15 protein-coding genes are annotated in these 13,296 nt (G+C 32.8%); 7 read left to right on the forward strand and 8 right to left on the reverse strand.

Going from position 1 to position 13,296, the window contains the following annotated elements:
- Nucleotides 1-41: 41 nt before the first annotated feature.
- From bshC to FS85_RS0103850, 6 genes are all read right to left on the reverse strand, one after another.
- The gene (gene bshC / locus FS85_RS0103825; protein ID WP_010134725.1) at nucleotides 42-1,637 is read right to left on the reverse strand and encodes a bacillithiol biosynthesis cysteine-adding enzyme BshC; all 1,596 of its coding nucleotides are present in this window, start codon (nucleotides 1,635-1,637) and stop codon (nucleotides 42-44) included.
- A 73-nt stretch (nucleotides 1,638-1,710) separates the two neighbouring features.
- Entirely contained in the window at nucleotides 1,711-2,487 is a 777-nt protein-coding gene (locus tag FS85_RS0103830) for a hypothetical protein (protein ID WP_010134726.1), read from the reverse strand.
- Between the two features lie 14 nt (nucleotides 2,488-2,501).
- Nucleotides 2,502-3,230 carry a Dph6-related ATP pyrophosphatase gene (locus FS85_RS0103835; protein ID WP_010134728.1) on the reverse strand — a complete coding sequence of 243 codons (729 nt, stop codon included), beginning with the start codon at nucleotides 3,228-3,230 and terminating at the stop codon, nucleotides 2,502-2,504.
- Nucleotides 3,231-3,257: 27 nt separating this feature from the next.
- Nucleotides 3,258-3,515 (reverse strand): DUF6952 family protein, encoded by a 258-nt coding sequence (locus tag FS85_RS0103840; RefSeq protein ID WP_010134729.1) that lies wholly within the window; start codon nucleotides 3,513-3,515, stop codon nucleotides 3,258-3,260.
- Nucleotides 3,496-3,807 carry a thioredoxin family protein gene (locus FS85_RS0103845; protein ID WP_010134731.1) on the reverse strand — a complete coding sequence of 104 codons (312 nt, stop codon included), beginning with the start codon at nucleotides 3,805-3,807 and terminating at the stop codon, nucleotides 3,496-3,498. The genes FS85_RS0103840 and FS85_RS0103845 overlap by 20 nt, the downstream gene beginning before the upstream one ends.
- Nucleotides 3,808-3,968: 161 nt before the next feature.
- Nucleotides 3,969-4,610 (reverse strand): peroxiredoxin, encoded by a 642-nt coding sequence (locus FS85_RS0103850; RefSeq protein ID WP_010134732.1) that lies wholly within the window; start codon nucleotides 4,608-4,610, stop codon nucleotides 3,969-3,971.
- A 208-nt stretch (nucleotides 4,611-4,818) separates the two neighbouring features.
- Between FS85_RS0103850 and msrA the strand changes: the two genes are divergently transcribed.
- Together msrA and FS85_RS0103860 are read left to right on the forward strand one after the other, a co-directional pair.
- On the forward strand, nucleotides 4,819-5,394 hold the full coding sequence (gene msrA / locus FS85_RS0103855; RefSeq protein ID WP_010134733.1) for a peptide-methionine (S)-S-oxide reductase MsrA: 576 nt from the start codon (nucleotides 4,819-4,821) through the stop codon (nucleotides 5,392-5,394).
- A gap of 61 nt (nucleotides 5,395-5,455) precedes the next feature.
- The gene (locus FS85_RS0103860; protein ID WP_010134734.1) at nucleotides 5,456-5,755 is read left to right on the forward strand and encodes a hypothetical protein; all 300 of its coding nucleotides are present in this window, start codon (nucleotides 5,456-5,458) and stop codon (nucleotides 5,753-5,755) included.
- A 98-nt stretch (nucleotides 5,756-5,853) separates the two neighbouring features.
- On the opposite strand, the gene ligA is transcribed toward FS85_RS0103860, so the two are convergent.
- Nucleotides 5,854-7,839 (reverse strand): NAD-dependent DNA ligase LigA, encoded by a 1,986-nt coding sequence (gene ligA, locus FS85_RS0103865; protein ID WP_010134735.1) that lies wholly within the window; start codon nucleotides 7,837-7,839, stop codon nucleotides 5,854-5,856.
- A gap of 100 nt (nucleotides 7,840-7,939) precedes the next feature.
- Between ligA and FS85_RS0103870 the strand changes: the two genes are divergently transcribed.
- The 4 genes from FS85_RS0103870 (at nucleotide 7,940) to FS85_RS0103885 (ending at nucleotide 11,912) form a co-directional block, all read left to right on the forward strand.
- A complete protein-coding gene (locus FS85_RS0103870) occupies nucleotides 7,940-8,518 on the forward strand; it encodes a Crp/Fnr family transcriptional regulator (protein ID WP_010134736.1) in 579 nt (192 codons plus the stop codon).
- 86 nt (nucleotides 8,519-8,604) lie between these two features.
- Nucleotides 8,605-9,153 carry a GlcG/HbpS family heme-binding protein gene (locus FS85_RS0103875; RefSeq protein WP_010134737.1) on the forward strand — a complete coding sequence of 183 codons (549 nt, stop codon included), beginning with the start codon at nucleotides 8,605-8,607 and terminating at the stop codon, nucleotides 9,151-9,153.
- Between the two features lie 13 nt (nucleotides 9,154-9,166).
- Nucleotides 9,167-10,690 (forward strand): Dabb family protein, encoded by a 1,524-nt coding sequence (locus tag FS85_RS0103880; RefSeq protein ID WP_010134738.1) that lies wholly within the window; start codon nucleotides 9,167-9,169, stop codon nucleotides 10,688-10,690.
- 226 nt (nucleotides 10,691-10,916) lie between these two features.
- Nucleotides 10,917-11,912, forward strand: coding sequence for a fasciclin domain-containing protein (locus tag FS85_RS0103885; RefSeq protein ID WP_010134739.1), 996 nt, complete (start codon nucleotides 10,917-10,919; stop codon nucleotides 11,910-11,912).
- A 6-nt stretch (nucleotides 11,913-11,918) separates the two neighbouring features.
- Here the strand turns inward: FS85_RS0103885 and FS85_RS0103890 are convergent, their stop codons facing one another.
- Nucleotides 11,919-12,605 carry a helix-turn-helix domain-containing protein gene (locus FS85_RS0103890; RefSeq protein WP_237706939.1) on the reverse strand — a complete coding sequence of 229 codons (687 nt, stop codon included), beginning with the start codon at nucleotides 12,603-12,605 and terminating at the stop codon, nucleotides 11,919-11,921.
- Nucleotides 12,606-12,867: 262 nt separating this feature from the next.
- Here FS85_RS0103890 and FS85_RS0103895 point away from each other — a divergent pair, with 262 nt between their 5' ends.
- On the forward strand, nucleotides 12,868-13,263 hold the full coding sequence (locus FS85_RS0103895; protein WP_010134742.1) for a YbjN domain-containing protein: 396 nt from the start codon (nucleotides 12,868-12,870) through the stop codon (nucleotides 13,261-13,263).
- The last annotated feature ends 33 nt before the right edge of the window (nucleotides 13,264-13,296 follow it).

Genomic DNA, 13,296 nt, shown 5'->3' on the forward strand with positions numbered 1-13,296 from the left:
AACAATAACAAAGGCTGCCTAAAAATAGGCAGCCTTTAAGTTTATAATACAACTATACTAAAATTCTTTTCTAAAGGCTTTAAAGTTGTGAGCAATGTAGCAATCATTTCTTTTCCGTACACTTCATAAAACTGAGAAAAGTTTACCTGTCGTTCTTGTAAAGAATGATTGGGAAACAGCTGATTTTGCAATATTTCTAGTCGAGTTACATACTCATACATTCTTTTTTTCTCTGCTTTTAACAATCGTTTTTCTAAAGTTTCTAATCCCTTAATCTGTTTTGCTTTCTGTGCTTTAACCGCTCCAATAAAAGAAGCATCTGTTTGCCCAGCTATGCTTTCTAATTCTTTAAAGTTTGCTTCTAGAATTTGTTTTTTCTCCTCAAAATTAAAGTTGATGGTAGAACGTTGGTTTACTATTTTTTTAATCAACGTATGCTGATTGGCAAACAAGTCTTGAACAGTGACCTCTAATTTTTCTATTTTTTTTAGTTGTTTTTCAGTAACCAACAAAGCCGAATTTCTTAATAACAACATAGGAAAAGGCACGTTAAAAGATGCAAAGGTTGCTTTTAACTGCATCCAATAAGCCAACTCACCACCTCCACCAACATAACACAAATTAGGAAGAATAACTTCCTGATACAAAGGTCTTAGCAACGCATTTCCTGAAAGAAACTCTAACTTATCTACATTAGAAAACAAATGCTCTGCACAAGAAAAATGCAAATCTGTATTGTTTACCCTATAACCATTTCCTTCTTTTACCACACGTTCTCTTAGCCCGTCTGCAATATAAAACAAGTTAATTTCCCTTACATTTACCTGATTAGGATATCCCTGTTTTGTTAATTGCTGATTGGTTTTTGTTACCTGCTGATAGGTTGTTTGCGCTACCAACTCTTTAAGAGCGTATGGCTTAAACAACGATTTTAATTTTGGATCATCTCCATCAATCACTACAACTCCGTGTTCACCAAACAAAACATTCACTAAATAACGAGAAGCATCGGCTAAATTTTGATGTTCTACGTATGCTTTTTGAAACAAATCTCTTAGTTCCTCAGCATTTTTACCGTTGTTTAATACTTCAGCAAACTTATTGTACACCTCTTCTAATCCATCAGTAGACAATCTCCCCACAGGTCCACCAGAATTTGTTTCCCATTTAATCTGTGTTCCTTTGGTATTAAAATACTGAATTTCTTCAAAGTCATGATCTTCTGAAGCCATCCAATACATAGGTACAAAATGCTGCTTCGGATAAGTTTGTTTTAACTCTTTGCACAGGTTAATAACAGATATAATTTTATACAAAAAATACAAAGGTCCCGAAAACAAATTTAGTTGATGTCCTGTAGTTATGGTAAACGCATTAGGCAACACTAAGTGATTGATGTGTTCTTGAGTAGCACCACTCAAACTAAACTCTTGATATTGTTTTTCTAAAGCACTTACCAAAACTTTTCTGTGTTCTGAAGAAAAACTGGCTGCCTTTTCTTGAATTTGGGCTTCAAAATTTTGAAGTTTAGGATAACGATGATAAAAAGGTGCAAGTTCCTTCTTCTCTTCCAAATAATCCATTACTATCTTAGAAAAATAACCAGTGTTGTTATAAGGGACTTCTAGGTGTTGCATGAATGTTTACAAATGAAATATATGTCGTAAAAACAAAATTAGAATTACGAATTTACTATCAAAATTGTTTATACTAAAAGTTATTAGAAGCGATGCTTTTTATATGTTTCCATCGGTTCCATGTTGTTTTGTTTCTCAATTTGTATACCATAAAGCAACTTACGTCTAACAAAAAGTAAAACAAACTAATTCCGCTAGGAGGATTGTGACTTGGCAAAAACGAAAAAACACCAAAAGCAGTATTGGGCCATTTCCAACATCCAAAAGCAGTACCTCCTATTTCTAGTATGGCTACCAAAATGTACATTGCGTAAAAAAATAGCTTATCCTTGGGTCTTTTTAACAACATTAAAAAAACGCATAGGGTCATTACAAAGCCAAATACATCGTTAAAAAAAATTAAATATACCAAAGACAATGTAGCTATTACATATGAAAATAGTTGCTCTATAGCCTGATTGTTTCTTCTAACAACCGAAGCTTTGCTAAACATTAAAATACGACCGTACAAAGCTGCATGGCCTAAAGGTACATAATGAGGTACATTTTCTAAACGGTAAGTATACATATCCAACCCTCTAGAAAAAAAGTGCTCGCCTAAAAAACCTATGATTACTGCGTAAATCATAGATTCTTTAACCCTAGGAGTAGAACGGAAATACATTTTTAGAAAACCTAAAAACATCAAAATATTGATAGGAAGTTGCGAAGGAGTTACGTGCTCTGCAAAGTAGAGACTATCAAAAAACAAGACAAAAACAAAAAGGACAAAACGTCCTATTTCTCGATTAAAAACAGCTATTATTTTTTTTAATTCCAACGTCTCTACAGAAGCAATTTTTAATTTCATATGGTAATTTTAAGTTACTCCAATAGCAAATCACAATACCAAAACCCAGTATCCCAAGTTACTTTTTGTTTATTTTGATGGCAATTATCATCATCATTTTCTGAGGACTGATATGTTTTGTATACCTTTTCTCCAATGGTAAAAGACACAGGGTGTTTAAAAATTGGTCCGTCAAAAACAAATGTATGAAACTCCCCATGCTCTCCACAAACATCTACATTTTCTGGCAAATCTTCTATAAATTTTTCATCAATCACACGACCTACAAAACTTTGATCTAAAAATTGTGCATTTACACAAACTGTGATGGCCTTAAACCCTAAGTCTATAAATTCTTGCAGTAAAGTCTTGGTATTTTGTTTCCATAATGGATACACACCTGTAATTCCTACTTCGGCCAATTTCAAGTCTCTATAGGCTTTTAAATCTTCTAAAAAAATATCACCAAACAAACCGTATTCATATTTTTGATTGGCAATTTTCTGCATATGGGTTTTCATTATTGCATTGTATTCAGACATGCTTACATTTCCAGAAAACTCAATAGTTCGCAATGGCAATCCTATCGATTTTACTTGTGCTTGTAACAATTCTTCACGCAAACCATGCATAGAAACACGTCCAAATTCTTTGTTTATATTGGTCAACAAAAAATCAACCTGATATTCAGATTGATTCAATGTTTTATACAAAGCTAAGGACGAGTCTTTACCCGAACTCCAATTAAAATAGGCTTTTTTCAAACTTTTACTCTAGTGATTATTTATCAATTATTGATCTATTGATCCTAAGACACGCTTCATAAAATTATTCAACGCTTCTTTTTGTGGTACTCCGTTTTTGATTTCCTTATCTACTTCAATCGCTCCGTACAAGTTAGAAATAATTTCTCCCAACACATCTAGTTCTTCATCTTTTAATGAGGATACTTCTGTTAAAGACTCTAGTACTTCTAATGTTTCGTGAATATAATCTACGTCGTTCTCAGCTATAAACTGAGTTACATGTTTAATTACTGGTAACTTCATCAATAAAAGATTTTAAAACATCTGCTTTGTTAGTTTGTACTTGTTTTACCAATTCTCCACCTTTGAATGCGGCAAATGTTGGTAAATTGTTTACTTCGGCTAATTTTCTTGATTCAGGGTATTTTTCAGCATCAACTACTAAAAACTCTGCACTTTCAGTTTCCGATGAAAATTTTTTAAATTTTGGTTTCATAATTCTACAGTTTCCACACCAGCTGGCAGAGTACTGTACAAAAACTAAATCGTTGTTACTTACTTCTTCTTGAAGTGTATCGGTGGTTAATTCTCTCATAATTTTCAATTTTTATGGATTGATAAATTTTGTTTGGTAGGTACAAAAAACCGGATGAACCATTCATCTGTTTGAAACACCCGGCTTTTTTGTTTTTAAAACTAGTAGTTTATAAAGTTAAACGTAGCAACTTTACAAACTTTTAACTGTTACTTTTGCTATTAGTTTTTAGCTAAATAAGCAGCTGTAGATTTTGCATCGGCTCCCATTGCTTCTTTACCTTCTTCCCAGTTTGCAGGACATACTTCTCCATGAGTTTGTACGTGAGCATAAGCATCAATCAATCTTAGGAATTCGTTTACGTTACGTCCTACAGGCATGTGGTTAATTCCTTCGTGGAATACAGTTCCTTCTTCATCAATTAAGTAAGTAGCACGGTAAGTTACATTGTCTCCTTCTTTAATATAAGTTCCTGTTTCCTCGTTGTAAGTTTCGTCAGTAATGTCTAAAATCCCTAAAACTTCGGCCAAATTTCTATTAGAATCTGCTAACAATGGGTAAGTAACTCCTTCAATTCCTCCGTTGTCTTTTGCAGTACTTAACCAAGCAAAATGCACTTCTGGAGTATCACAAGAAGCACCAATCACTACGGTGTTTCTTTTTTCGAACTCACCTAAAGCAGCTTGAAAAGCGTGTAATTCTGTTGGACACACAAAAGTAAAATCTTTTGGGTACCAGAACAACAATACTTTTTTCTTATTGTTAATTGCTTCTTCTAATACGTTTACTTTAAAAGTATCCCCTAATTCGTTCATTGCATCTACTGCTAAATTTGGAAATTTCTTCCCTACTGCTGTTGCCATAATTTATTTTATTTATTGATTTGATTAAATATTCTATTACAAATGTAAGTGCAAAGTTTTATCTCACCATAAATTTTCAATCTATTGTTTTTATATCCATATTGATTTTATCAATAGTAAAAATTATTGCATTGTAATTCTCAATACGTATTCTCTTCCAATTTTGTAATTTAACATTTTATCATCGACCTAATATTAAAATAACCTTATGAGATATTTAATTATTCTTTTGATTTCTTTTAATTCTTTGGCACAAACCAAAGCTCCAATCAACCCCAATTTAAAGGTTGCCTATTTTGCTAGCGGATGTTTTTGGTGTGTAGAAGCTATTTATGAAAGTATTCCTGGAGTAGAGGAAGTAATTTCTGGATACGCAGGTAGTAGCGTAAAAAACCCTACTTACAGAACTATAAAAGATACTGGGCATGCAGAAACGGTTGCTGTTTATTACCACCCTAACCAAGTAAATTTTAAAACTTTGGTAAAAGCATATTACGATTCTCAAGATCCTACTACCGTGGGACAAAAACCCGATTTTGGAAAAAGTTACAGATCTATCATTTTTTACAACAATGCAGAAGAGCAAAACATTGCTTGGGATGCGTTTAAAATCATCAACAAAAAACACAACGGAAAAGCAGTTACTAGCATCGAGAAAATTGGAAAGTTTTATCCTGCTGAAGACTACCATCAAGATTTTGAAAAAAGAAATCCTAATCACCCTTATATCAAAGCAGTTTCTATTCCTAGACTGAATCGATTTAAAGAAAAGTTTTTTGATTAAGCTATTGATCTTTTTGGGTTTTCTTGATTTTTTTGTAATTTAAGTGGAAAACAAAAAAGACATGAACACAACAAAATTTGATACTTTGGCAAACGCCACCAATCACCTAACCAACCTAGGTTATACTGATAATTTTATAGCAAAAGATAGTACAATTCAGGCTCTTTACTCTAAAAAAAATTTTAAACCTACGGAATTAAGAATTGACGAAAAATATCGTTTTGAAGGAATGACCAATCCATCGGATCAATCGGAATTATTTGCGATAACTGCCAATGATGGAACTAAAGGAACTTTAACCATGTCGTACAGTGCAGAGAGCAATCAGAATAGAGAGTTAATTAAACAAATAGAATCATAACTAACAATTTTGTAAAGGTGACATAGCACTTATACCTATTTATCCTAATAAAAAGAGCGTAAAATATAACAACTATTTTACGCTCTTTTTATTGGTTTTTATAACATGCTTAAAAACTCTTCTTCGGAAATAATGGTAATTTCTAAATCTGTAGCTTTTTGCAATTTTGCAGGTCCCATATTGTCTCCTGCTACTACAAAATCCGTCTTTTTAGATATAGAACTGCTTACCTTGCCTCCGTTGTCTTCAATCATTTTCTTTAACTCATTTCTAGAAACTTGATAAAACACCCCTGAAACCACAAAAGTTTTCCCAATTAATTTTTCTGTCAATCCTTCTTGTACATCCGCAGACAACGCTAACTGTAACCCATAGGCTTTAAGTCTATTTACCAATTGTATATGGTTCAAATCGTTTCTAAAGGCAATTACACTTTCTGCAATCTTTCCCCCTATTTCATCAACAGCAATTAGCGCATCATAATCTGCTGCAAACAAAGCATCTATGTTTTTAAAATATTTGGCCAATTTTTTTGCAACCGTTTCTCCTACAAAACGAATTCCCAAAGCGTACAACACTTTTTCGAATGGAATTTGTTTAGAAGCATGGATTCCTGCAATCATATTGTTTGCCGATTTTTCGGCCATACGTTCTAAAGGAATGATTTGTTCTACTTTTAAATCGTACAAATCTGCATAATTTTGTATCAATCCCTCTTTACACAATAAATCGACTGTTTCCGCTCCAATTCCGTCAATATCCATGGCTTTTCTACTGATAAAATGAATAATTCTTCCTGCTACTTGCGGTGGACAACCTTGTTCATTAGGGCAATAGTGCTTTGCATCTCCTTGGGTTCTAACCAAGGGCGTATTACATTCAGGACAGTGGGTTGCATATATTGTTGGCACAGAATCTAAAGGTCTCTTACTAAAGTCTACCCCTACAATTTTAGGTATAATTTCTCCTCCTTTTTCTACATACACCTCGTCTCCTACACGAATATCGTGTAATGCTATTTGACCAGCATTGTGTAAAGATGCTCTTTTTACAGTAGTACCAGCCAATTCTACAGGTTCTAAGTTTGCTACGGGTGTTATGGCTCCTGTTCTACCTACTTGATACGTAATTTCGTGTAATAAAGTAGCAACTTGTTCTGCCTTAAATTTATATGCAATGGCCCAACGTGGAGCTTTGGCTGTATATCCCAATTCTTCTTGATGCCTGATGCTATTTACCTTTATGACCACCCCATCTGTTTCATATGGTAGTGTATGCCTAGCATTATCCCAGTAATTTACAAAAGCCAATACTTCATCTATACTTTTGGCTATTTTTAATGTTTCGGGCACTTTAAAACCTGCTTTATTTGCCATTTGTAAAGCCTGTGAATGAGATTTAAAACTGCCACCAACCACTTGGTATAACAAACAATCTAAGGGTCTTTTGGCAACTTCTGCACTATCTTGAAGTTTTAAACTTCCACTGGCTGTATTCCTAGGATTTTTATACGTTTCTTCTCCTGCCAGCAATCGTTCTTGATTCATTTTTGCAAATCCATCCAAAGGCAAAATAATCTCTCCCCTTATTTGAAAATTGTCTGGCATTCCTACACCAATCTTTAGTGGAATTGATTTGATTGTTTTTACATTGGTTGTTACATCATCTCCCTGAATTCCATCACCACGTGTTACTGCTTTTACTAGCAAACCATTTTCATAGGTTAAATTGATAGAAGCTCCATCGTATTTAAGTTCGCAAGTATATTCAATAGCTCCTTCTACAATTTTTAGAATTCTTTTTTCCCAATCTAGTAAATCTTGCTTACTGTAAGAATTATCTAAAGAATACATTCTATGGGTGTGTACTACTGTTTCAAAATTTTTGGTAACCATTCCTCCTACTTTTTGCGTAGGGGAATTGGGGTCAAAAAAATCAGGGTATTGTGTTTCTAAATCTTGCAACTCTTTCAGTTTCATATCAAAATCAAAATCAGAAATACTAGCATTGTCCAATACGTAGTACTCGTAATTTAATTTATGTAACTCCTCTCTTAATGCTTCTATTTTTTGCTGAATTTTCATTTGCTCAATTTTATGGAGATTACAAAATTAAACTTGTTTCAGAGATTTTTCTCAACTTTTTACTTATTTTGCTAACACTAAATTTTGCGATTGCCTTTTTATGGAGATTTTTGATTTGTTAAAACAAAATTTTTCTAAAACGCTACAACTTTCCAATTCAGAATTGGAAGAAATCTGTAGTAAGTTTAACAAGCACCTAATTTCTAAGGGTGATTTTTTATTAGAACAAGGAAACATTTGCAAATTTGAAGGCTTTGTGATTGAGGGCTGTTTTAGAATTTTTTCTATTGATAAAAAAGGAAAAGAAAACTCTTTGTATTTTGCCGTAAAAGATTGGTGGCTAATGGACCTAGACAGCTTTATGAACCAGACTCCTTCAGAACTAAACATACAAGCCTTGGAAAATAGCACTATTTTATGGATTGATAAATCCACCAAAGAAAAATTATACAACGAAGTTCCTGTAGTAGAAAAACTTTTTAGAATGATGTCTCAAAAAGCTATTGCTGCTTGGCAAAGAAGAGTCATTAGAAACAAATGCTTTACTGCCAAAGAGCGTTACTTTTACTTTTTAGAAACCTATCCAGACATTGCAAAAAAATTAACCGATAGACAGATTTCTAGTTATTTAGGAGTTACTCATGAGTTTTTATGTAAAATAAAAAAGCAATCTTCTTAATCTATTTATAGTTCTTGTTGAACTTGTTCAACTATATTTTTGTTTGATTTTTCAATTTTTGTGTTTCACAAAAAGTAAATTTCACCATGAAAAATGTATTATTTGTTTTAACAAACAATTTAAGTGTAGACCTAATCAAACAACAACATAGAATGAAAATAAAAATCAATTCTCTGTTAATTTTAATGCTATCTTTGGTTACTTTAACACAAGCGCAAACCTCTTCAGAATTAAAATTAAACGAAGCAGAACATGCCATTACAGTTGCCAAAACCAAAGCCAAAGAACTTGGTACACTGGTAAACATTGCCGTTGTAGATTCTGGGGCAAACTTGGTTGCTTTTGTTAGAATGGATAAATCTTATTTAGGAAGTATAGATGTTGCAATCAAAAAGGCAAAAACAGCTAGGTATTTTGATATAGACACAGGAAAACTAGGAGAGCTTACACAACCTGGTGGAATTATTTACAACATAGAACACTCTAACGGAGGACTGATTACGTTTCCTGGGGGAATTCCTATCAAAGATAAAAATGATGCTATTATTGGAGCTGTTGGTGTAAGTGGTGGTACCATTGAACAAGACAGAGCCATTGCCACAGCTGCTGCCAATGCTATACGTAACAATCAATAAAAAAACATACATTATGAATTTATTAAAAAAAGTAGCAGGAGTATATGCTTTGCTTTTTTCTGCAATGCTATTTGCTCAATCTTCTAACGAACTTAGTTTATACAGACAAGACTTTAAAAACGTTGCGGCCAAAAATACCGTAAGTATTACTAGTTATCAAAAAAACGGAAAACACTTTATTTATACAGGAGGTGCTGGAGACTTAGATGTTTTTAGCATAGACAAAAAAGGGTTACTAACCCCCGTTAGTACACACGAATTACATAAGAAAAAAGGACCTGGTAGAGGTTTGGTAGCCGATCGTATTCAGGGAACTGACTTTTTGTTTGTGGGAAATAAGTTTGGAAATGCTGTTGAAGTATTTAAAATTTTAGACAATGGCTCTCTAGAACGTGTGTTTTTAGTAGAAGACACTCCAGAAACACACTTAGGAACCGTTATTACCATAGAAGTAGTACACATGAAAAAAGCTGCTTACTTATTTGTTGGTGGTTTAGAGGATACTCCAGGACTAACTTGTTTTAAAATTCATGCTGATGGGAAATTGACTCATGTACAATCTATGAAAGACACCGAAAAAATTCACACGGATGGAATTATCGGAATGTTTACACATAAAATAAAAGGAAAAACTTACTTGTTTACAGGAGGTTTTCAAGATAATGGGTTGAGTAGTTTTAGAATATATGAAAATGGAACTTTTAAAAACATCAGCAATATGGATGACAATACTACGGATCGTTATCTAACAGGAACCTATCCTGTAACTGGAGTTAGTTTTGGTGATGAACACTATGTGATTGTAGGGCACAGACATCACAAATATTACACAAGAAAAGGATTTATTAAGAAAACAGATTTTGTATACCATGGAGATGCGGTAAGTATTTTTAAAGTCAGTAAAAAAGGAAAATTGATTCCTCATTCTGTTTTTAAAGATGATGAAAACACCCAGTTATCAGGACAAACTAGAATTGAAGTAATTTCTACTACCAATTCTGAAGCTGTTATTGCAGTAGGAACAAGAGACGATGCTAGCATCCAACTTTTAAAATTAGACGCTAAAGGAATGCTACATCCTATAGACCACTTACAAACAGGATTTTCCATTTACTACGGATTAGAAGCTTTGACCATAGACCAACAACCGTTATTAGTTGCGGGGTCTCAGTTGTGGGGGTTTCAGAAAATAGCGAGTTATAAAATTACTCCTAAAAACAAATCACAACAAGGAAAAACCATTAAACATGTAGTAAACTTAAAATTTAAAGAAGGAACACCAAAAGAAAAAATAGAGCATGCCATTTCAGTTTTTGAAGGGTTGGCAACTAAAATTCCAACCATCAGCCATATGGAAGGAGGATTGAACGACAGTACCGAAGGTCACAGTAAAGGATTTCAATACTGTTATACTATTAGCTTTAAAGACACTCATGCAAGAGAAATCTACTTGTTTCATCCCGAGCATTTAAAACTAGTAAGTATTGTGGGACCTTTATTAGACGATGTATTGGTAATGGATTATTGGACTAAGTAAACAAAAATATAAACTATTTTTTATAACATCCCCTTAGCTGTAAGCAAACACAGCTAAGGGGATGTTTTACTTTAAAATTTATTTACACAAAAAAGAAATAATTTCACAAAACTACAATGCAAAATACATTAATTAAGAATCATTTGTAATAAAGCCAATCGAATGTATTTTTTTATCAAAGCTTATTACTTCTTTTAATTTCGAAGAGAATTTAAAAATGAATCATATGAAAAAATCACTTATCAAAACAACATTTTATGCAACTGCTATTGCTTTTACACTACTATCATTTACCAGCTGTAGTGACGATGACGAAAACTCAACCATGATGGACGATAAGCCTATGACCATTGGAGCATTTGTAGAAACCAATCAAAATTATTCTTCTTTAAATGCAGCACTAATAGCTACCGATCTTAAGAGCGTAACTACAGACAACAACCAAAACATAACTGTATTTGCACCAGACAATACTGCTTTTTCTGCTTTTCTAAGTGCTAAAGGATTTGCCAACGGTTTGGCTGATGTAGATACACCAGAAGAAATTGCTTTGGTAAAAAACATTTTACTAAATCATGTTATTTTAGACAACGAGGTAAAAGCATCTTCAGTAGTGAGTACTGCACCTGCATACATAAAAAATGCAGCTATGGGTCCCAAAGATGTAGCCAATCAAGATACACATATTTCTTTATTTTATGATGTTGTAGAAGGTGATGTACTACTAAACGGAAAAGTAACGGTAACAACTCCTGATGCTTACGATGCAACAAACGGTATAATACATGCTGTAGATCAAGTAATTGATTTGCCTATGATTTCAACTTTTGTGGTTGCCGATGCAAGAGTTTCTATTCTAAAAGAAAAGTTAATAGAAACACAACTAGTAGCTCCTGTAGACAATCAAAACCCTGCTACTGTTTTTGCACCTTTAAATGCTGCATTTTCAGCTCTTGAAAGCGTTCCTAGCGGAAGTACTTTAGAAAACATCTTAAAATATCATGTCATTTCAGGAGCAAATGCTGTGGCTTCTGACCTTCCAAATTTAAGAAGTAATACACCTGAAACTTTACAAGGACAAACTATTGCCATAACATCTACTAACTCTATTCAAGGAAACGACAATACTGATGCTGCAAACTTTGTTATTAACGATATACAAGCGGCAAACGGTGTTATACATGTAATCGATAAAGTTTTATTGCCAAACATGGATAAATAAGAACTTTTATTGATCATTCAACTTATTCATAATTTGATTGATTTTATCCTCGATACCCGAAGTAAACTTCGGGTATCTTTTTAAAAGCACCTCTGTTACTTTCCAAAAATAAACCTCATCATTAATATCTATTTCTATTATTGGTACATGAATATGATCAGCCTTTAATAAATGATGTGTTTCATTTTTTTGATATCTTCTTACAAACAAATCAGACTTATGCAAAACAATTAAGACTTCTCCCTTTTTTATTTCTGATGCCAAGACTCTTGTTCCAACAACTACATCGTGCAAAAACAAACCTTCGTGATTGACAACCATGGTTAAATCTTGGGTTTCAAAAGCCAAATAATTTTCATTCTCTTTTATTGGTAAAGTAAGCGTGGGCAAATCTGCATAACTTTGTGTTTTGGGAAAATTCTCTGTAAATCTTTTTAAATTCAACGCAGCTACAAACGGAACTTTTACCAACGCATTTTTCATTACTTGATGTATGTCTGTTGTAATACCACCATCAAAACTTAACAATTGATTTACGGTAACCTCTTTTGTTAGCATGTCATCTATAGAAATGCTAAAATAATTAGCTACTTTAATAATTGTATCAATCTTAGGTTCACTCCTACCCTCTTCGTAAGCCCCTAGTGTAGCTCTTTTTAAATCAAACAAATCGGCAAAAACTTGTTGACTCATTTTTTTCACACTTCTAATTTTTTTAACATTTCTACCAAAAAATGACATATTTTGCTAATTTTATTTGCAATTATATTTTTTACTCGTATATTTGATCCGTAATAATCCTTAAAAAAACCACTACAATGCATCAAAAATAAAGCAAAACAGCTCTAAAAGCAAATTATATTAGCAAACAAAAATAAAATTCTAACCTTTCAAAACATCTTTAACTCAAATGTGTTTTGTAATATTAAAAAGAAAAAATCTTAATTCTAGTTACATGGAAAACCACTTCGATACAATCAAAAATTATTTAATAGAACTGAATTATAGCATTTCTCACGAAGATAAAGAAGACGGAATTATTATGATTCAAAATCAAAGTGAAGGAATTAACAACATGATTCTTGGCATTGCCGATCCTATTTTGATTATTGAGCAATACATTTTTAAAATAAACCAACCTAACGAAACTATTTTTAAACAGTTACTTCAGAAAAACAGAGACATTGTACATGGTGCATTTGTTTTGGACGAATCGGGAGAAAAGGTAATTTTTAGAGACACTTTACAAATAGAAAATATTGATTTGAACGAATTAGAAGCATCAATCAATTCTCTAGGTTTGTTACTAAGCGAATTTTCAGATCAGATTATAGAATTTTCAAAAGCATAACAAAAAAAGAGCGTTCATTACAACGCTTAGATT

It is taken from the genome of Ochrovirga pacifica, assembly GCF_000220525.1.
GTDB lineage: Bacteria > Bacteroidota > Bacteroidia > Flavobacteriales > Flavobacteriaceae > Ochrovirga > Ochrovirga pacifica.